23 protein-coding genes are annotated in these 23,810 nt (G+C 71.2%); 12 read left to right on the plus strand and 11 right to left on the minus strand.

Annotated elements, in window-relative coordinates; all coding sequences use genetic code 11:
• The first annotated feature begins 66 nt into the window (after window positions 1-66).
• The 4 genes from AC4BGE_RS07140 to AC4BGE_RS07155 all read left to right on the plus strand — a co-directional run bounded on the left by AC4BGE_RS07140 (window position 67) and on the right by AC4BGE_RS07155 (window position 2,294).
• Window positions 67-744, plus strand: coding sequence for a winged helix-turn-helix transcriptional regulator (locus AC4BGE_RS07140; protein WP_490574815.1), 678 nt, complete (start codon window positions 67-69; stop codon window positions 742-744).
• 56 nt (window positions 745-800) lie between these two features.
• Window positions 801-1,304 (plus strand): hypothetical protein, encoded by a 504-nt coding sequence (locus AC4BGE_RS07145; protein WP_490575075.1) that lies wholly within the window; start codon window positions 801-803, stop codon window positions 1,302-1,304.
• Window positions 1,201-1,581: a VOC family protein gene (locus AC4BGE_RS07150; protein WP_490574816.1), complete on the plus strand. Its 381-nt coding sequence runs from the start codon at window positions 1,201-1,203 to the stop codon at window positions 1,579-1,581. The genes AC4BGE_RS07145 and AC4BGE_RS07150 overlap by 104 nt, the downstream gene beginning before the upstream one ends.
• Window positions 1,582-1,922: 341 nt before the next feature.
• The gene (locus tag AC4BGE_RS07155) at window positions 1,923-2,294 is read left to right on the plus strand and encodes an ABC transporter permease (RefSeq protein ID WP_490574817.1); all 372 of its coding nucleotides are present in this window, start codon (window positions 1,923-1,925) and stop codon (window positions 2,292-2,294) included.
• Window positions 2,295-2,450: 156 nt separating this feature from the next.
• On the opposite strand, the gene AC4BGE_RS07160 is transcribed toward AC4BGE_RS07155, so the two are convergent.
• Window positions 2,451-2,639 (minus strand): hypothetical protein, encoded by a 189-nt coding sequence (locus AC4BGE_RS07160; RefSeq protein WP_490574818.1) that lies wholly within the window; start codon window positions 2,637-2,639, stop codon window positions 2,451-2,453.
• 588 nt (window positions 2,640-3,227) lie between these two features.
• Entirely contained in the window at window positions 3,228-4,658 is a 1,431-nt protein-coding gene (gene dnaB, locus AC4BGE_RS07165) for a replicative DNA helicase (RefSeq protein WP_490571962.1), read from the minus strand.
• Between the two features lie 447 nt (window positions 4,659-5,105).
• Here dnaB and AC4BGE_RS07170 point away from each other — a divergent pair, with 447 nt between their 5' ends.
• Complete coding sequence (locus AC4BGE_RS07170) at window positions 5,106-6,440, plus strand: MATE family efflux transporter (protein ID WP_490571963.1); 1,335 nt, start codon at window positions 5,106-5,108, stop codon at window positions 6,438-6,440.
• Between the two features lie 106 nt (window positions 6,441-6,546).
• Here AC4BGE_RS07170 and rplI read toward each other — a convergent pair whose 3' ends face one another.
• The 4 genes from rplI to rpsF form a co-directional block, all read right to left on the minus strand.
• A complete protein-coding gene (rplI, locus tag AC4BGE_RS07175) occupies window positions 6,547-6,993 on the minus strand; it encodes a 50S ribosomal protein L9 (protein ID WP_490571964.1) in 447 nt (148 codons plus the stop codon).
• A gap of 14 nt (window positions 6,994-7,007) precedes the next feature.
• Window positions 7,008-7,244 (minus strand): 30S ribosomal protein S18, encoded by a 237-nt coding sequence (rpsR, locus tag AC4BGE_RS07180; protein WP_101525917.1) that lies wholly within the window; start codon window positions 7,242-7,244, stop codon window positions 7,008-7,010.
• A gap of 71 nt (window positions 7,245-7,315) precedes the next feature.
• Complete coding sequence (locus AC4BGE_RS07185) at window positions 7,316-7,900, minus strand: single-stranded DNA-binding protein (RefSeq protein WP_490571965.1); 585 nt, start codon at window positions 7,898-7,900, stop codon at window positions 7,316-7,318.
• Window positions 7,901-8,015: 115 nt separating this feature from the next.
• Window positions 8,016-8,306, minus strand: coding sequence for a 30S ribosomal protein S6 (gene rpsF / locus AC4BGE_RS07190; RefSeq protein ID WP_490571966.1), 291 nt, complete (start codon window positions 8,304-8,306; stop codon window positions 8,016-8,018).
• Window positions 8,307-8,561: 255 nt separating this feature from the next.
• On the opposite strand from rpsF, the gene AC4BGE_RS07195 reads away from it, so the two are divergent.
• A complete protein-coding gene (locus AC4BGE_RS07195; protein ID WP_490571967.1) occupies window positions 8,562-9,560 on the plus strand; it encodes a serine/threonine-protein kinase in 999 nt (332 codons plus the stop codon).
• Window positions 9,561-9,582: 22 nt separating this feature from the next.
• The gene (locus AC4BGE_RS07200) at window positions 9,583-10,407 is read left to right on the plus strand and encodes a deoxyribonuclease IV (RefSeq protein WP_490574819.1); all 825 of its coding nucleotides are present in this window, start codon (window positions 9,583-9,585) and stop codon (window positions 10,405-10,407) included.
• 39 nt (window positions 10,408-10,446) lie between these two features.
• On the opposite strand, the gene AC4BGE_RS07205 is transcribed toward AC4BGE_RS07200, so the two are convergent.
• Window positions 10,447-11,049 carry an NUDIX hydrolase gene (locus tag AC4BGE_RS07205; RefSeq protein WP_490574820.1) on the minus strand — a complete coding sequence of 201 codons (603 nt, stop codon included), beginning with the start codon at window positions 11,047-11,049 and terminating at the stop codon, window positions 10,447-10,449.
• A gap of 69 nt (window positions 11,050-11,118) precedes the next feature.
• Here AC4BGE_RS07205 and AC4BGE_RS07210 point away from each other — a divergent pair, with 69 nt between their 5' ends.
• A complete protein-coding gene (locus AC4BGE_RS07210) occupies window positions 11,119-12,315 on the plus strand; it encodes a lipid II:glycine glycyltransferase FemX (RefSeq protein WP_490574821.1) in 1,197 nt (398 codons plus the stop codon).
• Complete coding sequence (locus AC4BGE_RS07215; RefSeq protein ID WP_490574822.1) at window positions 12,312-13,403, plus strand: alanine racemase; 1,092 nt, start codon at window positions 12,312-12,314, stop codon at window positions 13,401-13,403. The genes AC4BGE_RS07210 and AC4BGE_RS07215 overlap by 4 nt, the downstream gene beginning before the upstream one ends.
• Here AC4BGE_RS07215 and AC4BGE_RS07220 read toward each other — a convergent pair.
• Together AC4BGE_RS07220 and AC4BGE_RS07225 are read right to left on the minus strand one after the other, a co-directional pair.
• Window positions 13,364-14,878 (minus strand): glycosyltransferase family 87 protein, encoded by a 1,515-nt coding sequence (locus tag AC4BGE_RS07220; RefSeq protein ID WP_490574823.1) that lies wholly within the window; start codon window positions 14,876-14,878, stop codon window positions 13,364-13,366. The two genes, AC4BGE_RS07215 and AC4BGE_RS07220, sit on opposite strands and share 40 nt — an antisense overlap.
• A gap of 8 nt (window positions 14,879-14,886) precedes the next feature.
• Window positions 14,887-17,172, minus strand: a complete 2,286-nt coding sequence (locus tag AC4BGE_RS07225) for a transglycosylase domain-containing protein (RefSeq protein ID WP_490574824.1) — start codon at window positions 17,170-17,172, stop codon at window positions 14,887-14,889.
• A gap of 117 nt (window positions 17,173-17,289) precedes the next feature.
• Here AC4BGE_RS07225 and AC4BGE_RS07230 point away from each other — a divergent pair, with 117 nt between their 5' ends.
• A complete protein-coding gene (locus AC4BGE_RS07230) occupies window positions 17,290-17,874 on the plus strand; it encodes a PadR family transcriptional regulator (RefSeq protein WP_490571974.1) in 585 nt (194 codons plus the stop codon).
• 60 nt (window positions 17,875-17,934) lie between these two features.
• Complete coding sequence (locus AC4BGE_RS07235) at window positions 17,935-19,020, plus strand: inositol-3-phosphate synthase (RefSeq protein ID WP_490571975.1); 1,086 nt, start codon at window positions 17,935-17,937, stop codon at window positions 19,018-19,020.
• Between the two features lie 128 nt (window positions 19,021-19,148).
• On the opposite strand, the gene AC4BGE_RS07240 is transcribed toward AC4BGE_RS07235, so the two are convergent.
• Window positions 19,149-19,661, minus strand: coding sequence for an SRPBCC family protein (locus AC4BGE_RS07240; protein WP_490571976.1), 513 nt, complete (start codon window positions 19,659-19,661; stop codon window positions 19,149-19,151).
• A 130-nt stretch (window positions 19,662-19,791) separates the two neighbouring features.
• Here AC4BGE_RS07240 and mgtA point away from each other — a divergent pair, with 130 nt between their 5' ends.
• The gene (gene mgtA, locus AC4BGE_RS07245; protein WP_490574825.1) at window positions 19,792-22,455 is read left to right on the plus strand and encodes a magnesium-translocating P-type ATPase; all 2,664 of its coding nucleotides are present in this window, start codon (window positions 19,792-19,794) and stop codon (window positions 22,453-22,455) included.
• On the opposite strand, the gene AC4BGE_RS07250 is transcribed toward mgtA, so the two are convergent.
• Window positions 22,376-23,797 (minus strand): CCA tRNA nucleotidyltransferase, encoded by a 1,422-nt coding sequence (locus AC4BGE_RS07250; protein WP_490572106.1) that lies wholly within the window; start codon window positions 23,795-23,797, stop codon window positions 22,376-22,378. The genes mgtA and AC4BGE_RS07250 overlap by 80 nt on opposite strands.
• Between the last annotated feature and the right edge of the window lie 13 nt (window positions 23,798-23,810).

Below are 23,810 nucleotides of genomic sequence, written 5' to 3' on the forward strand. Positions count from 1 at the left end.
GTACTGGTGCTGGGGGCGCTACGGGGGTCTACTGAGTGGGTGGGGCGCTCCAGCGCAGGAGGCCAGATGACGTCGTACGGTCAGTTCTGCCCCGTGGCCAAGGCCATGGAGGTCCTCGACGAGCGCTGGACCCTCCTGGTGGTCCGCGAGCTGCTGGCGGGGAGCGCGCACTTCAACGAGCTGCGCCGGGGGAACCCGAAGATGTCGCCGGCCCTGCTCTCCAAGCGGCTGCGGACGTTGGAGCGGGTCGGGGTGGTGGAGCGCGTCGGCGACCAGGCCGGTCGCAGCAGCTACCGGCTGACCGCCAGCGGCGAGGAGCTGCGCCCGGTCGTGGAGGCGCTGGGCGCCTGGGGAGTGCGGTGGATCGGCGACCTCGGGGAGCAGGACCTGGACCCCCACCTGCTGATGTGGGACATCCGCCGGACCGTGGCCGTGGACCGGTGGCCGCGTGGCCGCACGGTGGTGGCCTTCCGCTTCACCGACGTGCCTGCGAAGGTCGCGCGCTGGTGGCTCTGCGTGAGCGGGGCCGAGGCGGACGTCTGCGACTACGACCCCGGGTTCGAGGTGACCGCCGGGATCGAGACCCCGCTGCGCACCATGACCGAGGTGTGGCGCGGGGACCGGCAGTGGGGTGACGTGCTGCGGAGCGGGGAGGTGCGGGTGCAAGGCTCGTCCTCCGTGGGACGCGACGTGGCTGGGTGGCTCGGCCAGATGCAGCTGGCCGGCGTACCGAGGCCGAGGTGAGCATCGCGTCGTCGGCAGCCCCGAAGGGGAAGCCATGAACGCTGCGTTCCAAGCTGGTGGCAGCAGGCGCGACCTCGGCCCTGCTCGCTGCGGCGGCCGTCCCGTCCGGCACGGTTGCCCTCCAACGGATCGCGTCGCTCAACGACGACACCCGCGAGGTGTTCTCCCCCGGCTACCGGGAGTCGGTCGACCACGTCGTCTCGACGCTGCGTGACGCGGGTCTGCGGGTGCGGATCGACCAGTTCAACTACCCGATCTGGGAGGAGACGCAGCCGCCGGTGCTCAACCAGGCCTCCCCAACGCCGAAGACCTACGTGCCGGGTGACGCCGAGGACGACGACCAGCCGACCGCCGACTTCATCACGATGGCCAACTCCCCGACGGTCGAGCTCACGGGCGCGCCGGAGGGCCGGTCAGGCGTTGCCTGTCCGAACACGGCGTGCCACGGTGACGGACATGGTGAGAATCGGAGCGCTTGTGCTGAACGTGTCGGAGGCCGGTCGCGCAGGCGCCTTCTGGTCCGGAGCCCTGGGATACACGAGCCAGCCGCACAACCCTGAGTTCCTGGCCCCCGAGACCGGGACGGGTCCGCGGTTGCACCTCGACGAGGACGACCGGACCCATCTGGACCTGTGGGTCGACGACGAGGCCGAGCAACGGGCAGAGGTGGACCGGTTGGTCGCGCTGGGTGCCGAGCGAGTCGACTGGGACTACCCCGCGGACGCCGACTTCGTGGTCCTGGCCGACCCCGAGGGGAATCTGTTCTGCGTCGTCGACCTGAGCCACCAGCCGACGGCAAGCTCCCGGGTGGTCTCTACGGCAGACGCCGTGCCGTGACGAACAGTCTGTCCGAGCGCCCGCCGAGTGCCGGGCGTACGCTCCCGCAGGCGGAGCTGAACGCCGACACCAGTCATCGCCGCGTGCGGTCCCTCTCTAGTCGGAGTCGCGCGTGGCCTGCTCGAGCAGCTCGGTGAGACGAGGTCGGCGAGCGTCGCCGGGCCACGTGTCCGCGAACACGAGGTCGAAAGCATCGGTGCTGGTGGCCAGCCACTCACACCCGTCGCCGACCACCACCCTGCTCAACCAGCTCCAAGGCTTGGACACGTCGCCGCCGACCTCACCGTCCACTTCGTCCTCGGCATGGCCGGAGCACTCCTGAGCTGCTGCTCGGCATCACCGTGCTGGGCGTCGACGCACCCCAGCACGTCCTGGTCACGGTGGCGGCGATCGCCGTGGGGCTGGTCGCCATGCTCGCCATCGGCTACACGCTCGCTGCGCCCTACCCCAGCGTCGGAGCAGCGACCGGCATCGGCAACGGACTCATGGTCCTGCTGATGACGACGTCGGGAGCGTTGATCCCCACTCAGGTGATGCCAGCGGGCATCCAGACGGTGATGAAGCTCTCGCCCGTCCACCACGTCGTCGAACTGGTACACGCTTCGTGGCACGCAGAGGCTTGGCCGCTGGCATCAGTGGCCTTCCTGGCCGCCACTGCCGCGATCTTCGGCACGCTCAGCACAGTGCTTTTCCGCTGGGACCGCACGTCCTGACGCACCCCAGCTGCGTTGCGCTCGGGTCTGGCGCAAGAGTTGCAGATTCAGCCGCTTCATTGCAGATTCGCCGATCGCTGGCAGCAATGCCGACGATCGCCCAAGCTGCAACGGGACGACTCTCGAACCCGTTCGGTCCTGTTCCCTGTTCGCGACTCAACACTGCAGGACAGGCTCGAATCCATCAGGCGTGAGACGCACGTGCTCGAACTCGAACGGCTCCTCGTACGAGCCGACGAACTCATTCAGCTCGTCGATGAACCATGCGGGTAGCGCATCCACCCGCAGGGGGTCTGCGTCATTCGAGCGCTGTCGTTCGATGTCAATGACGAAGTACTCGCGCAACTCATGGGCGGAGAGGCAAAACGTACGAGTTGCCGACTCGTGAGCGGCGCGAAACACAGGTCTGCCAGCGCGGTCTAGGCTAACCGAGCCGTGTCTACCTAAGACCTCCAAAAAGGATGCCCACAGGGCCGCCTCATCACCTACTGGCGCCGCGCTAGCTTCATCATCGAGGGGTGGCATGGACCCTCCCTTCACCGGACGACGATGTCCTTGCAGTAGGTCTTCTTACGCGGAAGCGCCGTCATGATTCGGGTCCTTGTTGGCATGGGACCAAGAAGCATCACCAGCCACGGGGCGACCTCCTCCTCAGTTCCCACAGACCACAGACGGAAGTCCATCGCCCCATGAAGCACCGGCGCACCGGCTCTTCGCTACGAGCCCTGGACCGTGGACTCGGCAACCTGCAAGACCTCCGAAGGCTGGCCTCCAGCGATTGGCTTCCCGATCCTCGACAGGTTGCCACCTCGATACGACGCAACTTCCCCCGCACGAGTGACGAGATTGCGATCGGGAACCTGAGCAATGTGCATCGACTGCAAATTGGAAGGTTCCACTGCAAACTCGGTCATCGTCGGCAAGGCAACGGGGTCAGTGAGCCATGTCGACGAACCGCGAGTAGTGACCCTGGAAGGCCACGGTGATGTCTCGGGTCGGCCCGTTGCGGTGCTTGGCGATGATCAGGTCGGCCTCGCCGGGGCGGGTCGACTCCTTCTCGTAGACGTCCTCGCGGTGCAGCAGGATCACCATGTCGGCGTCCTGCTCCAGGGAGCCGGACTCACGCAGGTCGCTCATCATCGGCTTCTTGTCGCCGCGCTGCTCGGGACCACGGTTGAGCTGGGAGAGGGCGATGATCGGGACCTCGAGCTCCTTGGCGAGCAGCTTGATCTGGCGGGAGAACTCCGAGACCTCGAGCTGGCGGGACTCGACCTTCTTGCCCGACGACATGAGCTGCATGTAGTCGATCACGATCAAGCGCAGGTCGTGTTTCTGCTTGAGCCGCCGGGCCTTGGCCCGGATCTCCATCATCGTCATGTTGGGCGAGTCGTCGATGTACATCGGAGCCGCCGAGACCTCGCCCATCTTCTTGGCGAGCTTGTCCCAGTCCTCTTCCTGCATGTTGCCGTTGCGGATGTGGTTGAGCGCGATCTTGGCCTCCGCCGAGAGCAGACGCATCACGATCTCCGAGCGCGTCATCTCGAGGCTGAAGAAGACCGAAGCCATGTTGTTGTGGATAGACGCCGCGCGGCAGAAGTCGAGAGCCAGCGTCGACTTCCCCATGGCGGGGCGAGCCGCGACGATGATCATCTGGCCCGAGTGCAGGCCGTTGGTCAGCTCGTCGAGGTCGGCGAAGCCGGTCGGGACGCCGTAGAGCCCCGCCTCCCGGTTGGAGATCGCCTCGATCTCGTCGAGGACGCCGTTCATGATGTCGCTGAGCGGCGCGTAGTCCTCCTTGGCCCGCTTGTCGGTGATCTTGTAGACCTCCGCCTGGGCCTGGTCGACCACGTCGTCGACCTGGCCCTCGCCGGCGTAGCCGATCTGCACGATCTTGGTGCCGGCCTCGACGAGGCGGCGCAGGATCGCCTTCTCCCGGACGATCTCGGCGTAGTAACCGGCGTTGGCCGCGATCGGCACGTTGGCCGACAGGGTGTGGAGGTAGGGAGCGCCGCCCACCCGCTGCAGCTCGCCGCGACGGTGGAGCTCGGCGGCGACGGTGACCGGGTCGGCCGGCTCACCGCGACCGTAGAGGTCGATGATCGCGTCGTGGATCAGCTCGTGGGCAGGTCGGTAGAAGTCGATCCCGCGGACCGCCTCGGAGACGTCGGCGATGGCGTCCTTGGAGAGCAGCATCGAGCCCAGCACGCTCTGCTCGGCGGCGTTGTCCTGGGGCGGCGTCCGGTCACCCTCCCGGCGCGGCGCCTCGCCCGGGGCGTAGGCCGCCGGGCCGTCGCCCCACTGCTCGTAGCCGTCGCCGTACGGCGGCTCGCTCGGCCCGACCGTGTCGTGCTCGGCGATGCTCAAGGGGGCCTCCGGGAGGGCGTGTGACGGGTTCTCGCGGTAGTGATCACGGTAGGAAGACCCTCCGACACTCCTGCGTCCGTGCGTGACGGTACGTGCCGGAGTCCGCATCCGCACAGCCCGTTATCCACAGGTCATGTGCATAACTGGGGGCTGGTGGTGCAGGAATCCCCAAGATCTGTGCACCACCCGGGGGGTGCTGTGTGGAAAACATGTCCACAACTTCTCCAACACGCCGTCTGACCTGCACAAACGTCGTGCTCAGCCTGTGGATAAAAGTTGGGGACAAGTAAACTTTCCGGGCCTGCCCGACATGTGAAACCCGCTGGTTGCTTTGTCGACAAGTTGCTGAGCGGCCCCGACGGGGTGTGATATCCCACGGATGTCCACAGGTGTCACATGCGTCACGCGTAGTGATCAGACGCAGCCACTGACCATTACACTCACGTGGTGCGCACCACCGACCGCGAGATCCTCCGCCTCGCGGTCCCCGCGTTCTTCGCGCTGGTCGCCGAGCCGCTCTACCTGCTCAGTGACTCCGCCATCGTCGGGCACCTCGGCACCCGCGAGCTCGCCGGCCTCGGGATCGCCGGGGTGGTGCTGCAGACGGTCGTCGGGCTCTGCGTCTTCCTGGCCTACGGCACCACGGCCAGCGTCGCCCGGCACCTGGGCGCCGGCGACCTGCGCACCGCCCTGGCCCAGGGGATCGACGGTCTCTGGCTGGCGGTCCTGATCGGGGTCGGGGCCACCGTCGCCGGGGTCGCCCTGACCGGCCCCCTGGTCGCGGCGTTCGGCGTCTCCACCGAGGTGGGCGGCTTCGCCGAGGACTACCTGCGCATCGCCCTCCTCGGGGTCACCCCCCTGCTGCTGATGCTCGCCGCGACCGGGGTGCTGCGCGGGCTCCAGGACACCCGCACCCCCCTCCTGGTCGCCGTGGCCGGCAACGGGCTCAACGTGGCGCTCAACCTACTGCTGGTCTTCGGGGCGGGGCCGGTGCCGGCCCTGGGCATCGAGGGTGCCGCGCTGGGCTCGGTGGTGGCCCAGGCGGGCTCCGCCGCGATCCTGGTCGCCGTCGTCGTCCGGGCGGCCCGGCGCGAGGGCTCACCCCTGACCCCGGACGCCGCCGGCATCCGGGCGGCGGCCCACGCCGCCGTCGGGCTGGTGATCCGCACCCTGACGCTGCGCGCCTCGCTGCTGGTCCTGACCTACTCGGTCGCCATGGGCGTCACCGGCGACGAAGGCGCCGCCGAGGTCGCCACCCACCAGATCGCGCTGACCCTGTGGACCTTCCTCGCCTTCGTCCTGGACGCCGTCGCGATCGCCGCCCAGGCGCTCACCGGACGCGCCCTCGGGGCCGGCGACGTGGCGCTGGTGCGCAGCCTCACCCGGCGGATGATCGCCTGGGGGGTCTGGTCGGGCGTGGTGACCGGCCTGCTGATCGCCGCGGCGAGCCCCTGGCTCGGGGCTCTGTTCACCCCCGACTCCGCCGTGCGCGAGCTGCTGGTGCCGGTGCTGCTGGTGATCGCGCTCGGCCAGCCGCTGGCCGGCGTCGTCTTCGTCCTGGACGGCGTGCTGATCGGCGCCGGCGACGGCAACTACCTGGCTCGGGCCGGGCTGGTCACCCTGGTCGCCTTCGCGCCCGTCGCGCTGGTCGTCGCCTGGTCGGGCGGCGGCCTGATCTGGGTCTGGGTCGCCTTCGTGACCGTCTTCATGGGCAGCCGCGGGATCGTCCTGGTGCACCGCGCCCGGGGTGAGGCCTGGATGGTCACCGGCGCCCGCGCCTAGGGGCGCGACGCACCCTCCCACGGACGACTCCGGCCCGCCCGCCCCGTGAGGGACGAGCGGGCCGGAACGTGTGCCGCGACCGGGTCGCGGCGGTGCCGTGCGAAGGTCAGGCGGGGATGACGTTGAGCGTCACCTTGGCCGAGACCTCGTCGTGCAGCTTGACCGAGACCTCGTGGGTGCCGAGGGCCTTGATCGGGTTGCCGAGCACCAGCGTCCGCTTGTCGACGGTCTCGCCGGAGGTGGCCGACAGGGCGTCGGCGATGTCGGCCGGGGTGACGGCGCCGAAGAGGCGACCGCCCTCACCGGAACGCACCTTGAGCTGGACGGACTGGCCCTCGAGCTTGCCCTTGAGCTCCACCGCGTGGGCGTGGTCGCGCACCGCGCGCGAGGCGCGGGCGGACTTGATGGACTCGATGGTCTTCTCGCCACCGCGGGTCCAGCGGATGGCCTCGCCACGGGGCACGAGGTAGTTGCGGCCGTAGCCGTCCTTGACCTCGACCACGTCGCCGGGGGCACCGAGGCCGTCGACCTCCTGGGTCAGGATGAGCTTCATGTCTCCGTCTCCCTTCAGCGACCGGTGGACGTGTAGGGCAGCAGAGCGACCTCGCGGGCGTTCTTGACCGCCATGGCGACGTCGCGCTGGTGCTGGACGCAGTTGCCGGTCACGCGGCGGGCACGGATCTTGCCGCGGTCGGAGATGAACTTGCGGAGCAGCGTGGTGTCCTTGTAGTCGACACCGGTCGCCTTCTCCTTGCAGAACTGGCAAACCTTCTTCTTGGGCTTGCGAATCACTGCCTTGGCCATTGTGGTGCTTCCTTTCTAGAAGCCCGGCCGATCAAGGCCGGAATGGTTGAGGTGTATTCGGATGGGATGGATCAGAAGGGGGGCTCGTCCGAGCCGACCCCGGGAGCGCCCCACGGGTCGGACTGGCCGCCACCCTGGCCGCCACCCTGCGGGGCGCCGTACCCGCCGCCACCCTGTGCGGGCTGCGACGGAGCCGGGGTGCTCCACGGGTCGTCGGCCTGGGAGGAGCCGCCACCGGAGTAGCCGCCACCGCCGCCACCGCCCTGGAAGCCACCGCCGCCGCCACCCTGACGGGTGGTGCGCGTGACCTTGGCGGTCGCGTACTTCAGCGACGGACCGATCTCCTCGACGTCGATCTCGAAGACGGTGCGCTTCTCACCCTCGCGGGTCTCGTACTGCCGGGACTTGAGCCGCCCCTGCACCACGACGCGCATCCCCTTCTGGAGGGACTCGGCGACGTTCTCCGCCGCCTGACGCCAGATCGAGCAGGAGAGGAACAGCGCGTCGCCGTCCTTCCACTCGTTGGAGTTCTTGTCGAAGGTCCGCGGTGTGGACGCGATCCGGAAGTTGGCCACGGGTGCCCCCGAGGGGGTGAAGCGCAGCTCCGGGTCGTCGACCAGGTTGCCGACCACGGTGATGACGGTCTCGCCTGCCATGTCAGGACTCCCTCATTGATCCATCGGTGATGTGGTGCGAATGTCTGCCGGTGTCATCGTTGCCGAAGGCGCCGACAGACCGGTAGGCCTCTCCCCAGGGGGTCGGGCCGTCCGGTCAGCGCTTGCCGGGCTTGATGACCTTGGTGCGCAGGATGGACTCGTTGAGGGTGAGCTGGCGGTCGAACTCCTTGACCGTGGCCGGCTCGGCCTGGATCGAGATGACGGCGTAGATGCCCTCGGCGTTCTTCTGGATCTCGTAGGCGAGACGACGACGTCCCCAGACGTCGACGTTCTCCACGGTGCCACCGTCGTTACGGATGACGTTGAGGTACTTGTCGAGCGACGGCTCGATGGTGCGCTCTTCAAGGCTGGGGTCGAGGATGACCATCACTTCATATGCACGCAAAGCGGTCTCCACCTCCTCTGGACTCGGGCGGCCACGGACTCTCCGTGGCAGGAGGGCTTGCGTTCACGACGCCGGATCCGTCGAGGACGGGCCCGGGTCGCGGCCGCGGTGCGCGTCTCCCACTGAGGAGGGCGCATCGACAACCCGCCAAGGCTAACAGCCGGCGGGAGCCCCGGCAGAATCGTGGCGGAGGACCGGTGGCCGACCTGTGGATGGTGGTGCCGGAGGGTCGGCGACGGCCCCTAACGTCGGGGGGTGACTCCCCCCACGGGCCCCCCGTCCGAGGCGCCGACCCGTCTGGTCGCCGGTCGCTACCGGCTGCTCGACCAGATCGGGGCCGGGGGCATGGGCTCGGTCTGGCGAGCCCGCGACCTGCACGACGGGCGCCTGGTGGCGGCCAAGGTGCTCGGCCACCACTCCGGAGCACTGCTGGCCCGCTTCATGCGGGAGCAGGCGATCCGGCTGCGCCACCCCCACGTGGTGGCGCCCACCGGGTGGGCGGCCGAGGGTGACGTGGTGCTGCTGACCATGGACCTGGTCACCGGCGGCTCGGTGGCCGACCTGCTCGCCGAGCACGGGCGGTTGCCCGAGCCGCTGGTGGCCGGTGTCCTGGAGCAGACGCTGCTGGCGCTGGGCGCGGTGCACGCCGCGGGCATCGTGCACCGCGACGTGAAGCCGGCCAACCTGCTCCTCGAGCCCCACGAGGACGGCCGGCTGCACGTCCGGCTGGCCGACTTCGGCGTCGCGGTCACCCTGGCGGGCGAGCGGCTCACCACCTCGCCGTCGGCCGTCGGCACCGCCGGCTACATGGCGCCCGAGCAGGCGGCCGGGGCGCCGCCCGACCCGCGCCAGGACCTGTACGCCGTGGGCATGCTCGGGCTCCACCTCCTCACCGGGCAGCGGCCGGTCCGGGGCGCCCCGATGCCGGCGACCCGGCTCCGGCCGCTGCTCGAGCTGCTGCTCGCCGACTCCCCCCAGCACCGGGCGGCCGACGCCCACGCGGCCCTGGCGGTGCTGCGACGACTCGCCGTGCCGCCTCCCGAGGGGCACTGGGTGCGGCCCCGGCTCGGCCCCGCGCCCGACACCCGGGCGCTCGCCGGCTCCGGCGTCCTCGGCGGAACCCTCCCCGGGCTGCGGGTGGCGGCCCGGCTCGGTCCGCTCGCGCTCGCGGTGGTGCCCGCCCTGGTGATCGTCGTCTCCACCGCCGTCACCGTCGCCTGCCTGCTGCTGATCGCCCGGCTGGCCGGCGGCTGAGCCACTTCCTAGACTCGCCGGCATGAGCAGCGCGAGCAGCACACCCGGTTCCCCCCTCCCGAAGGTCGGCGCCCACGTCGACCAGCGGGACCCGGTCGGCGAGGCCGAGGCCCGCGGCATGGGCCTGGTGCAGTTCTTCCTGGGCGACCCCCAGGGCTACCAGGGCCCCGAGATCGCCTACCCGGGCGGGGCGGCGGCGCTGCGCGAGGCGGCCGAGGGCGCCGGGGTCGACCTCTACGTGCACGCGCCCTACATCATCAACGTCGCCACCACGAACAACCGGATCCGCATCCCGAGCCGCAAGCTGCTCCAGAAGCACCTGGACGCCGCCGCCGAGATCGGCGCCAAGGGCCTGATCGTGCACGGCGGCCACGTCAACAAGGCCGACGACCCGGCGGTGGGCTTCGACAACTGGCGCAAGGCCGTCGCCGCCAGCGACCTCAAGGTGCCGCTGCTGATCGAGAACACCGCCGGCGGCGACAACGCGATGACCCGCTACCTGGACCGGATCGCCGGGGTGTGGGCCGCCCTGGACGGCACCGAGGGCGCCGACCGGGTCGGCTTCTGCCTCGACACCTGTCACGCCCACGCCGGGGGCAACGCGCTGGAGACCGTGGTGGCCGACGTGCTCGCGATCACCGGCCGCATCGACCTGGTCCACTGCAACGACAGCCGCGACGACTTCGACTCCGGCGCCGACCGGCACGCCAACCTGGGTGCGGGCCGGGTCGACCCCGACCTGCTCGCCGCGGTGGTCCGCGACGCCGGCGCGCCCGTCGTCCTGGAGACGCCCGGCGGGGCCGACCAGCACGTGGCCGACGCCGCGTGGCTCCGGGAGCGCCTCTGAGCCGGCCCCTGGCCGACTACCGCCGGGAGCGCCCGGGCCTCACCGGCGCCGCCCGTCCCCCGGCTGCCCCACGCCGGCGGGGACGCTCGACTCCTCGACCCGGGCACCCTGCACCGGCCCCGAGCGATACTCCTCGGGCCGGTGCGCGAGGTCCCAGAGCGCGAGGAGGTCCCGCGGCCAGACGTCGTCCGTCGTGGCCCTCAGCTCGGCCAGGCTCCACCACCGGAGGTCGACGACCGTGAGCCGCTCCTCCTCGGTGTGCCTCGTCGTGTCGGCCTCGAAGGCCGGCACCCGCACCAGGTAGAAGACCTCCGTCTGGTCGACCACCTTGTCGCTGTAGCCGTGGACGACCGAGCGCACCAGGACGGGCCCGACGAGGTCGTCGGCGGAGACCACGAGCCCGGTCTCCTCACGCAGCTCGCGCACGGCCGCGTCGTGGTCGTCCTCGCCGGGATCCACCCCGCCACCCGGGGTCACCCACCAGTGCGCCACCGGATCGAGGCCCAGGTCGGAGTCGAGCAGGAGCAGGAGCCGGTCGGCCTCGTCGGCGAGGAGCACCCGCACGGCGCGGCGCCGGCGCCGGGGCCGGTCGGCGGGTGCGGGGACGACGAAGCCGGGCTGGCCCGGGAGCGGGTCGGACATGAGCCCCACGCTAGGCCACTGCCCCCGGCCCTCCTCTGGCCCGAGCAGCGACGCGGGTAGCCTCGACGCGTGCCTGACCTGAGCCCCCCACCAGCCGCCGTCCCGGCCGCCGCGCTGGACCTGCGGGTGGTCAGCGCCACCCAGCACCTCGACTTCCTCCGCACCCGCTCGTCGGCGTCCTTCCTGCAGACGCCCGCCTGGGCGGCGGTGAAGTCGGAGTGGCGCCACCAGTCGCTCGGCTGGTTCGCCCCCGGCCCCGACGGCGACCGGATGGTCGGGGCCGCGCTGGTCCTCTACCGGCAGCTGCCCAAGGTCAAGCGCTACCTCGCCTACCTGCCCGAGGGCCCGGTGATCGACTGGCACGACCAGGACCTGGCGCGCTGGCTGGCCCCACTGACCCGGCACCTGCGCGGCCAGGGCGCCTTCGGGGTGCGGATGGGGCCACCGGTGGTGACCCGGCGCTGGTCGGCGGCCAGCCTCAAGGCCGGCATCGCCGACGAGACGGTACGACGCCTCGACGACCTGGTGCCGCTCGAGCGCAGCCAGGTCGGGGCCCGCGTGGTCTCCCAGCTCCACGAGCTCGGCTGGCTCCCCCAGTCGGTCGAGGGCGGGTTCGCCGCCGGGCAGCCGCAGTACAACTTCCACCTCCCGCTGGTCGCCGACGGCCGCCCGCGCACCGAGGAGGAGGTGCTCAAGGGCATGAACCAGCTGTGGCGGCGCAACATCAAGAAGGCCGAGAAGTCCGGCGTCGAGGTGGTCTCGACGAGCGGGTCGGCCGCCGAGCTGGGCGCCGACCTCGAGGCGTTCCACGCCCTCTACGTGCACACCGCCGAGCGCGACCGCTTCACCCCGCGCCCGCTCTCCTACTTCCGCACCATGTTCGACGCGCTGTCGGCCGAGGAGGCCGACCGGATCGTCCTCCACCTGGCCCGGCACGAGGGTGACCTGGTGGCCGCCACGATCTCGATCCGCGTCGGCACCCACGCCTGGTACTCCTACGGCGCCTCCTCCACCGAGAAGCGCGAGGTGCGCGGCTCCAACGCCGTGCAGTGGGCGATGATCCGGCAGGCGATGGCGGCCGGTGCGGAGGTCTACGACATGCGCGGCATCACCGACACCCTCGACGCCGACGACCCGCACGTGGGTCTCATCCAGTTCAAGGTCGGCACCGGCGGCGAGGCCGTCGAGTACGCCGGCGAGTGGGACCTGCCGCTGAACCGGCCGCTCTACAAGGCGTTCGACCTCTACATGAGGAGGCGCGGATGAGCCTGCTCCTCACCGTCGACGGCGAGCGCTGGCGCGAGCACCTGCGCGGCGTCGCCGAGCGCACCCCGGGCCTCGTCCCGGTGGCCAAGGGGAACGGCTACGGCTTCGGTCTGGGCCGGCTGGCCCGGCGCACCCAGTGGCTGGCCGACCAGCTCGACCGGCCCGCCGACCTGCCGCCCGGCGAGCGGGTCGGCGACGTGCTGGCCGTCGGCACCTACGAGGAGCTCGGCGAGGTCGCCGCCCGCTTCGCCGGCGACCTGCTGGTCCTCACCCCGTGGCGGCCCTTCGGTGCCGCGCTCTCGCTCGACCCCGCCGTGGCGGGCCGGGTGATCCACACCGTGAGCCGGCCCGAGGACCTGCCCGCCCTGCTCGCGGTGCAGCCGGACGCCCGCTACGTGCTCGAGCTGGTCACCTCGATGCTGCGCCACGGGATGACCGGGCGCCAGCTCCGCGACGTGGCCGGGCACACCTCGCGCGGCCGCCTCGAGGGCGTGGCCATGCACCTGCCGCTCGCCCAGGGCTCCCACCTGAGCCAGGTCCACCGGCTGATCACCGACGTGGTCGCCGCGGGCCTGCCCACCCACACCCTGTGGGTCAGCCACCTGACGCCCGACGAGCTGAGCCGGCTGCGGGCCTCCTACGCCGACTTCGCGATCCGGCCCCGGATCGGCACCGACCTGTGGCTGGGCGCCCGCGACGCGCTGAGCGTCACCGCGACCGTCCTCGACGTCCACCCGGTGGAGCGCGGCGACGTCTTCGGCTATCGCTCGCGGACCGCGCCGAAGTCGGGCCACCTGCTGGTGGTCAGCGGCGGCACCGCCCACGGCATCGGCCTGGAGGCCCCGACCGGCGACCAGTCGATCAGGTCCCGGGCCGCCACCCTGGCCCGCGGCGGCCTCGACGCGGTCGGCTTCGTGCGCTCGCCGTACTCGATCGACGGCAAGCAGCGGCTCTTCGCCGAGCCCCCGCACATGCAGGCCTCGATGCTCTTCCTGCCCGCCGGCACCAGGGTGCCGCAGGTCGGGGACCGGATCGACGTCCGGGTCCGCTACACCGCCACCTCGTTCGACCGGGTCGAGATCGTCTGAGACCCGGTCTGCTCGGCGGCACCCTGGCCGGCGTCGTCGTCGGACCGGCCGCGCTCCTCGGGCCGCGGCGGGCCGGGCTCCTCGGGGCCCCTGCCGACCGGGTCGTGCTCGGGGCGCAGCACGTCGCGGGTGACCACGGCGACGAGGTAGAGCTCGGCGGCCACCCGCAGCAGGATCGCGGCCCAGTAGGCCACCGGCTGCCCGCCGGAGCCGGAGGCGAGGAAGTCGCCGAGGTACCACCAGACGGAGGCGAAGTAGAGCAGCTCACCGGCCTGCCAGATGAGCAGGTCGCGCCAGCGGGGCCGGGCCAGCACCGCCAGCGGCAGCAGCCACAGCACGTACTGCGGTGAGTAGACCTTGTTGACCAGCAGGAAGCCCGCCACGATCAGAAAGCCGAGCTGGGCCAGCCGGGCCGGCTTGGGGGCGACCAGCCCGACCACCAGCACCGCCACGCACCAGGCGCCGAAGAAGAGCCAGGAGGCGTTGTTGATCAGGTCGAGGGAGACCATCTCGCCGCTGTACTGCTGCCACAGCAGCCACAGCGACCCGAGGTCGGCTCCGCGCTCGCTGTTGAAGCTCCAGAAGACCTTCCAGTCGTCGGGACCCGAGAGCCAGGCCGGCACGTTGGCCACGCCCCAGGCCAGGAAGGTCGCGCTGACCGCCGTGACCAGGTCGGCCCAGCGGCGGCGCTTGAGGCACAGCACCAGCACCCCGCCCAGCAGGAAGAGCGGATAGAGCTTGGTGGCCGTCCCCAGGCCGATCATCACCCCGGTCAGGGCCGGCCGGCCCCGGGACCACGCCCACAGCGCGCCGGCCACGAAGCCGATGGCGAGCAGGTCCCAGTTGACCAGGCCGGTGATGGCCAGCGCCGGCGCGAGGGCGAAGCCCGCGGCGTCCCAGGGCCGGCGCAGGACGCGCCCGGCGATCGCGCGGCTGCGGTTGACGCCGGCCAGCAGCCAGGTGCTCAGCAGCGCGACGAGCAGGAAGCCGACGGCGTTGACCGCCACGTAGAGGCTGCTCTCGGCCGGGATGTCGCGCTCGGGATCGCCGTTGGCGGGCGAGCCGCTGAGCCACCAGGTCACGTAGCTGGTGCCCCAGGCCCAGTAGGAGATCCCGACCGGGTACTCCATCGTCTGGTAGGTGGCCCGCACCTCCGCGTCGTCGGAGTAGGGCCAGTGCCGCTCCAGGAACCCGCGCCCTGTGTAGAGGTAGGGCATGTCGGAGTAGCACATCGCCGCGTAGCGGGTCTCCTCGTCCTGCCACTGCGTGGTCGCGCACGGCGTCTTGGTGACCAGCCCCAGGCTGAAGCACAGGGCGGTGAGCACCAGCAGCACCCGGACCGGGGTCCACCACGGATGTGCTCCGGCCCTGCTCCCGACCGGCCCGCCGACCACTTCGCTGACCGTCGCGACCAGCGGGTCGTCCTGGGTGGGGTGGACCCACCCGGGCTCCGGGGAGCCGGGCCGTCGCGTCATCTGGGCTCCTAGCCGTCAGGCTGGGTCGGTGTCGGCGCGGGCACCGGCACGGTGGGGGGCGGCACCACCGGGGTCTCCGGCGGGGGCGGCGGTGCCGGGGTCTCCGGCGGCGGCGGGGGCGGCGGTGGCGCCGGGGTCTCCGGCGGCGGCGGCGGGGGAAGCGTCGGGGTCGGCTCCGGGGTGGGAGTCGGCTCCTCGGTGGGCTCGGGGGTCTTGGTGGGCTTCGGCTTCTTCGGCGGGGCTGCCGGCGGCTTGGGTGCGGGCGCCGGCGGCGGGACGTACTCGTGGCCCTCGGAGGGAGCGTCACCGTCGAGGAAGACCGGTTCCGGGAAGTCCTCGACCTCCATGCCCTCACTGAGCCGCTCCATGATGGCAGTCCAGGTCTGCGCTGGATAGGTGCCGCCATAAAAAGAGGGCAGCCAGTCGTCGAGCTGGTCGTCGCCGTCGCCGCGGACGTACATCACGGCGGTGGAGAGCTGGGGGGTGAACCCGACGAACCACGCCGAGGAGACCTGGTCCTTGTCGTTGGTCGCGGTGCCGGTCTTGCCGGCGGCGGGGCGACCGACGCCCTGCGCGGCCCGGCCGGAGCCGTCGTTGACGACCTCCTCCAGCGCGTAGACCGTGTCGGCGCTGACCTCCTCGTCGACCGCGCGGCGCGTGGAGTCCTCGCGGGTGTAGCTGGTCTCGCCGTCGGCCTCCACGACCGTCCGGACGACGTGCACGTCGGCGCGCTCGCCCTCGTTGGCGAAGGTGGCGTAGGCGTTGGCCATGTTGATCGGGCTGACCCGGGCCTTGCCGAGGGTGATCAGCGCGTCGTCGGGCTGCAGGTCGATGCTGCGGGAGGGGATGCCGGGGAACCGCTCCTGGGCCTCCTGCGGCGGCAGGCCGGCGGCGACCGCGAGGTCGTGGATCTTGCGCGGTCCCTTGTCCATCGCCGCGCTCATGTCGACGAAGGCGGTGTTGGTGGAGTTCTCGGCGGCGGTCACCATCGAGATCGAGGAGCCGAGGTCGGTGGCGCCCTCACCGGCGTTGTAGACCTCCAGGCCGTCGGGGAAGGTGTAGGGCGAGTTCCCGTCGAACCGGTCGTTGAGGGAGAAGCCCTCCTCGATGGCGGCGGCGATGGTGAAGGCCTTCATCGTGGAGCCGGCCATGCCGCCGGTGGCGGCCCAGTTGATCTGGGAGTCGAGGTAGTCCTGGCCGCCGTAGAACGCCTTCAGCGCACCGGTGCCGGGCTCGACGGTGGCCGCGCCGATGTGCAGCTCCTTGTCGCCGAACCCCTCGGGCCGCTGCTCGATCACGGCCTCCTGGAGGTCGCTCATCATCTCGGCGTCGAAGGTGGTGGTGACCCGCAGGCCGCCCCCGTCGATCTCGCTCTCGGTGTAGCCCAGGCGCAGCAGCTCGTCGCGGACCAGCTTGAGCATGTGGCCCTTCTGGCCGCCGTAGGCGCTCTGGGCCTCCTGCTTGGGGAACTTGGGGAGCCGCTTCTTGGCGGTCTCGGCCTTCTCCTCGCTGATGTGGCCGTCGGCCGCCATCCGCCCCAGCGTGTACTCGTAGCGGGCGGTGACCGCCTCGCGGGCCTCGTCACCGTTGGCCGGGTCGTAGGAGGAGGGGTTGTTGATCACGCTGGCCAGGAAGGCGGCCTCGCGCAGCTTGAGCCGCTTGGCGTTCTTGTTGAAGTAGGCCTCGGAGGCGGCCTGGATGCCGTAGGCGCCGCGGCCGAAGTAGATGGTGTTGAGGTAGCCCTCGAGGATCTCCCGCTTGCTCATCTCACGCTGGATCTTGAGGGAGAGGATCGCCTCCTTGACCTTGCGCGAGAGCTTGCGCTCGGAGGTGAGGTAGAGGATCTTCACGTACTGCTGGGTGATGGTGGAGCCGCCCTGGGTGGTCTCCCCGGCCGCGGCGTTGGAGAACGCGGCCCGGACGATCCCCTTGGGGTCGATGCCGCTGTCCTTCCAGAAGTTCTTGTTCTCGGCCGAGACCACGGCGTTCTGCATCCGCTTCGGCACGTCGTCGAGCGGGATCGAGACGCGGTTCTGCCGGGCGTACTGCCCGACCTCGCTCTCACCGTCGGCGTAGTAGACGAACGAGGTCTGGGTCTCGAACTCCTCGTTGGCGTCCGGGATGTCGATCGTCTGGTAGGCCACGACGAAGGTGCCGACGCCGATCAGCGCCCCGACCAGGGCGAGCAGGCCGACACCGAGGGCACCCCTCTTGGCCCACTGCTTCGGGGTCAACTTCTTCTTGCCCGGCCTCTTCTTGACGGCGGGGCCGGGCTTCCTGCGGGTCTGACTCACGCGAGCCAGGGTAAACCGGACTCAAGCGTCCCCCGCCTCTTCGCCCCGGGTCGGCGACGCAGGTCACGCACACCCGCGGTGTTCTGTTGTCGCGGATATATCGCTACGATAGGTCGTATGGCACGTCGTGCGGAGACAATCGAGCTAGCAGTCCTCGGACTGCTGCACGAGGGACCCATGCACGGCTACGAGCTCCGCAAGCGGCTCAACCTGATGCTCGGGTGGAGCCGCCGAGTCCTCTCGTACGGCTCGCTCTACCCCGCCCTGAAGAAGATGCTGCGCGCCTCGTTGATCGAGGAGGTCGACTCGGTCCCCGCACCGGTCACCCGCCGCCCCCGCATCGTCTACCGGGTCACCGAGGCCGGGCACGCGGAGTTCGAGCGCCTCATGTCGGAGGTCGGTCCCGCCGCCTGGGAGGACGACACCTTCGACATCCGCTTCGCCTTCTTCTCCTCCACCGACATGGAGATCCGGCTGCGCGTCCTCGAAGGACGGCGCACCCGCCTCCAGGAGCGGCTGGAGAAGGTGCAGACCGACCTGGCCCGCACCCAGAAGGAGGTCGACCGGTATGCCGCCGAGCTCCAGCGCCACGGCGTGGAGTCGGTCGAGCGGGAGGTCCGCTGGTTGTCGGACCTGATCAAGGCCGAGCGGGACGGTCATTCCAAGTCTGGCCCGGTCGCCGAGCCCGTCACCCCGGACTGATCTCCAGTCCGTCAGAACATCGCGAGCACGCACGTTTCGCATCAAGAAAGAGGAGAGCCCATGGGTTCGGTACGCGTAGCAATCGTCGGCGTGGGCAACTGCGCCACGTCACTGGTCCAGGGTGTGGAGTACTACAAGGACGCCGACCCCAACGGGACCGTCCCCGGCCTGATGCACGTCGTCTTCGGTGACTACCACGTCAAGGACGTGGAGTTCGTCGCCGCCTTCGACGTCGACGACAAGAAGGTCGGCAAGGACCTCTCCGAGGCCATCGGCGCCTCCGAGAACAACACCATCAAGATCGCCGACGTGCCCACCCTCGGTGTCGAGGTGCGGCGCGGCCCGACGCTCGACGGCCTCGGCAAGTACTACCGGCAGACCATCGAGGAGTCGGCCGCGGAGCCGGTCGACGTGGTCCAGGTGCTCAAGGACGCCCAGGTCGACGTCCTGGTCTCCTACCTCCCGGTCGGCTCGGAGGAGGCGGACAAGTTCTACGCCCAGTGCGCGATCGACGCGGGCGTGGCCTTCGTCAACGCCCTGCCGGTCTTCATCGCCTCGGACCCCGTGTGGGCCAAGAAGTTCGAGGACGCGGGCGTGCCGATCATCGGCGACGACATCAAGTCCCAGGTGGGCGCCACCATCACCCACCGGGTGATGGCGAAGCTCTTCGAGGACCGCGGCGTCGCGCTGGACCGGACCTACCAGCTCAACGTCGGCGGCAACATGGACTTCAAGAACATGCTCGAGCGCGAGCGCCTGGAGTCCAAGAAGGTCTCCAAGACCCAGGCCGTCACCTCCAACCTGCACGGCTCGCTGAGCAACGTCGGCGCCGACGACCGCAACGTCCACATCGGCCCCTCGGACTACGTGGCCTGGCTCGACGACCGCAAGTGGGCCTACGTGCGGCTCGAGGGTCGCGCCTTCGGCGACGTGCCGCTCAACCTGGAGTACAAGCTCGAGGTCTGGGACTCGCCCAACTCGGCCGGCATCATCATCGACGCCGTCCGGGCGGCCAAGATCGCCAAGGACCGCGGCATCGGCGGCCCGATCATCCCGGCCTCGGCCTACCTGATGAAGTCCCCGCCGGTGCAGATCCCCGACGAGGAGGGTCGCACCCAGCTCGAGGCGTTCATCCGCGGCGAGTGACCTAGCCCGACGTACGACGAGGACCCGTCAGCCCCCTGGGGCGGCGGGTCCTCGTCGTTCCCGCCCTCTCCGACCGACCCCCGTCCGACTCTCCGACGCCGCCCTCCGAGCAGGTGCTCACCACCCGGTCAGCGCGAGGGCGCCGTCTCGGCCTCGGCCTTGATCCGGGCCAGCGTCTGCCGCATGCCCGCGCGCAGCTCGTCCTGGAAGCTCACCTGACCGCCCATGAACCGGTCGATCAGCTTGCGGGACAGGGCGGTGGTGCCGTCCGGCGCCTCACGCCGCTGGACGATCCGGGTGCCGTCGGCCTCCGTCCCGTCGACGCCGGTGGTCGGCTCGAGGGCGAACGACCAGGTGGTGCCGTTCTCCTTGATCTTGAACGCGATCTCGCGGCCGGGCTCCAGGCGGACCACCTCGGCCTGGGTCGGCCAGACCAGCAGGCCGCGCCGGTTGACGTTGACCATCCGGCTGCCGAGCCGCACCGGGCTCCCGCCGCGCAGGAAGCTGCGGAGCACCTGCGGGCTCCACCGCGACATCCGGGGCAGGTCCGAGACGAGCTCCCAGACCCGCTCGGGGGTGGCGCGGACGTCGATCGTCTGCTCGAGGAGGGGCTCGACCTGGTCTGTGCTGGACGTCGTCATCCGGGCAATCTAGAGGACGGGTCCCCAGCGCGCGAGGCATGTCGCCGCGGCGCCGGTCGGCGTACGGTGAAAAGGCACGGCACCGCACGGCACCGCACGACAGTGCCCGGGCACGGCGAGGGGCTTGCGCATGGGCGACGGCGACCGACCGGCGAGCACGGTGCCCGAGGCGTGGTGGGCGCTGCCGGCCGACGAGCTGCTCGACGCGCTCGCCGCCACCGAGGCGGGGCTGGACGCCGGCGAGGCCGCGCGGCGGCTGGAGGCGACCGGCCCCAACCGGCTCGCGCCCGGGCACCGGGTCTCCTGGCCGGTCGCGCTGGCCAAGCAGTTCACCGAGCCGATCATCCTCATCCTGATCTTCGCCAGCCTGGTCTCCCTCGTGCTGCGCGACGTCACCGACGCGGTGATCATCCTGACCATCGTCGGGCTCAGCGGCCTGCTCGGCTTCTGGCAGGAGCACCGGGCCTCGCTCACCGTGGCCCGGCTGCTGGCCCTGGTGCAGGTCCACGCCGACGTGCTGCGGGGCGGGACCGAGACCGAGGTGGCGCTCGAGGAGGTGGTGCCCGGCGACGTGGTGGTCCTGCACGCCGGCGACGTGGTGCCCGCGGACTGCCGGCTGCTGAGCGCCGACGCGCTCCAGGTCGACGAGTCGGCCCTGACCGGGGAGACCTTCCCCCGGCACAAGCACCCCGGGACCACCCCCGCCCACGCCGCCGCGGCCGACCGGCACACGGCCCTGCTGCTCGGCTCCCACGTGGTCAGCGGCCGGGGCCTGGCCGTGGTGGTGGCCACCGGTGCCCGCACCGAGCTGGGCCGGCTCTCCCGCCGGCTCGCGCAGCAGCCCCCGGCCACCGGCTTCCAGCGGGGGATCCGCCAGTTCGGGCTGCTGCTGGCCCGGGTGACGGGAGCGCTCGCCCTGGTCATCCTGCTGCTCAACCTGGTGCTGGAGCGGCCCTTCGTCGACTCGCTGCTCTTCTCGCTCTCGCTGGCGGTGGGGCTGACCCCGCAGATGCTCCCGGCGATCATCGCGGTCAGCCTCTCGGCCGGGGCCAGGCGGATGGCGCGCGAGCAGGTCGTCGTCCGCCGCCTCGACACCATCGAGGACTTCGGCGCGATGGACGTGCTGTGCACCGACAAGACCGGCACCCTGACCGTCGGCACCACCCGGCTGCACGCGGCCGTGGGGCCGGACGGCGCCGAGAGCGACCTGGTGCTCGGGCTGGCCGCCCTCAACGCCGGCCTGCAGACCGGCTTCGTCAACCCGATCGACGCCGCGATCGTGGAGCGACGCCCGCCCGACCCGGCCTGGCGGGCGGTCGCGGAGCTGCCCTACGACTTCGAGCGCAAGCGGCTCGGGGTGCTGGTCGACGGGCCGGACGGGCGCCAGCTGGTCTGCAAGGGTGCCTACGCCTCGGTCGTCGGCGTCTGCGCCGGCGCGGACCGGGCGGCGCTGGACGCCCGGTTCGCCGAGCTCAGCGGCCAGGGCTACCGGGTGCTCGGACTCGCCCGGCGGCCGCTGCCGGAGGCCAGGACGCTCACCGCCGACGACGAGCGCGAGCTGGAGTTCCTGGGCTTCCTGGCCTTCGCCGACCCGGCCAAGCCGGGTGCCGCCGCGGCGCTGAGCGACCTGCGGGCGGCGGGGATCAGCGTGCGGATGATCACCGGCGACAACCACCTCGCCGCCGCTCACATCGCCGCCGAGGTGGGGATGGACGCCGCCACGGTGCTCACCGGCGACGACCTCGACGCGCTCGACGACGACCAGCTGGTGGGCCGGGTCCGCGAGGTCGAGGTCTTCGCCGAGGTCGACCCGCTCCACAAGGAGCGGATCATCCGGGCGCTGCGCGACAGCGGTGCGGTGGTGGGCTACCTCGGCGACGGGATCAACGACGCCGCGGCGCTCCACCTCGCCGACGTCGGCATCTCGGTCGACACGGCCGTCGACGTCGCCAAGAGCGCCGCCTCCATCGTGCTGCTGGACAAGGACCTCGCGGTGCTCGGCCACGGCGTGAGCCTGGGCCGCCAGACCTTCGCCAACACCCTGAAGTACGTCTTCACCACCGTCAGCGCCAACTTCGGCAACGTGGCCAGCATGGTGATCGCCTCGGCGTTCCTGCCCTTCCTGCCGTTGCTGCCCCGTCAGATCCTGCTGCTCAACTTCCTCTCCGACATCCCGAGCACCACCCTCGCCGTCGACCGCGTCGACCCCGAGCAGCTGGCCCGGCCCCAGCACTGGGACCTGCGCTTCGTACGCGACTTCATGGTGGCCTTCGGCCTGCTGAGCACCCTGTTCGACCTGCTGACCTTCGCGGTGCTGCTCCAGGTCTTCGACGCCGGCTCGACGCTCTTCCGGTCGGCCTGGTTCGTGGGATCCACCGTCACCGAGCTGGCGGTGCTGATGGTGCTCCGCACCCGCCGGCCGGCGATCCGCAGCCGGCCCGCGACCCCCCTGCTGGTCACCTCGCTCCTCGTGGGGATCCTCACCCTGGCGCTCCCCTTCGTGCCCGGGGTCGCCGAGGTGCTCGGCCTGCGCGCCCTGCCCGTCAGCGTGGTGGGCGCGCTGCTGCTGATCACGCTGGGCTACGTGGTGGCCGCCGAGCGCCTCAAGCGCTCCTTCTACCGGGCCGCCGACCGCCCCCGGCCCGACGTACGCCGCCCGCAGCACCCCCGGCTGGTGCGCCTGGTGCGCGAGCACGGCGGGCGGCCGGGCGGGGTCACGCCTGCCGGGCCGCCCACCACGCCCGGAGCGCCGCCTCGGCGGCCTCGGGGCTCTGGGGACCCTCGTCCATCCTGAGCTCGAGGAGGTAGCGGTAGGCCTCGCCGACCTCGCGGCCCGGGCCGATGCCGAGGATCTCCATGATCTGGGTGCCGTCGAGGTCGGGGCGGATGGAGGCGAGCTCCTCGGCCTCCGAGAGCCTCTCGATCCGGGCCTCGAGGTCGTCGTAGGTACGCCGCAGCCGCGCCGCCTTGCGGGCGTTGCGGGTGGTGCAGTCGGCCCGGGTCAGCACGTGCAGGCGCTCGAGCTGGTCGCCGGCGTCGCGGACGTAGCGGCGCACCGCGGAGTCGGTCCACTCCCCCGAGCCGTAGCCGTGGAAGCGCAGGTGGAGCTCGACCAGCTTGGAGACCGCCTCGATCTCGTCGTTGGAGAAGCGCAGCGCCTTCATCCGCTTGCGGGTGATCTTGGCGCCGACCACGTCGTGGTGGTGGAAGGTGACGGTGCCGTCACCGACGAACTTGCGGGTCCGGGGCTTGCCCACGTCGTGCATCAGGGCGGCGAAGCGGGAGACGAAGTCGGGTCCGCCCCCGAGCCGGTCCTCCATGTCGATCGCCTGCTCCAGCACGGTCAGGGTGTGCTCGTAGACGTCCTTGTGGCGGTGGTGCTCGTCGCGCTCCAGCGCGAGGGCCGGCAGCTCGGGCAGCACGTGGTCGGCCAGCCCCGTCTCCACCAGCAGGCTCAGCCCCCGGCGGGGGTACGGCGCGCAGATCAGCTTGACCAGCTCGTCGCGGATCCGCTCGGCGGAGATGATCTCGATCCGGCCGGCCATCGCGCGCATCGCCTCGACCACCTCGGGCGCCACCTCGAAGCCGAGCTGGGCGGCGAAACGGGCGGCCCGCATCATCCGCAGCGGATCGTCGGAGAAGGAGTCCTCGGGACGGCCCGGGGTGCGCAGCACCCGGTTCGCCAGGTCGACCACGCCGCCGTACGGGTCCTCGAAGGTCCGGTCCGGCACCCGCACGGCCATCGCGTTGACCGTGAAGTCGCGGCGGCCGAGGTCGCCGGCCAGCGAGTCTCCGAAGTCGACCTCGGGCTTGCGTGAGTCGGGGTCGTAGGTCTCGGCGCGGTACGTCGTGATCTCGACCTGCCACTCGCCCTTGCGGCAGCCGATGGTGCCGAAGGCGCGGCCCATGTCCCAGATCGCGTCGGCCCACCCCTTGAGCAGCCGCTCGGTCTGCCCGGGGCGCGCGTCGGTGGTGAAGTCGAGGTCGTTCTGCAGCCGGCCCAGCATCGCGTCGCGGACGGGCCCGCCGACCAGGTGGAGCTCGTGGCCCGCGGCGGCGAACCGGGCGCCCAGGTCGTCGACGACCGCACCGATCCGGTCGAGCTCGGCGGCCACCGCTCGCTGGACCTCGACCATGCTGAGCGGGGGG

The sequence above is a fragment of the Nocardioides sp. Z50_6 genome (genome assembly GCF_058215755.1).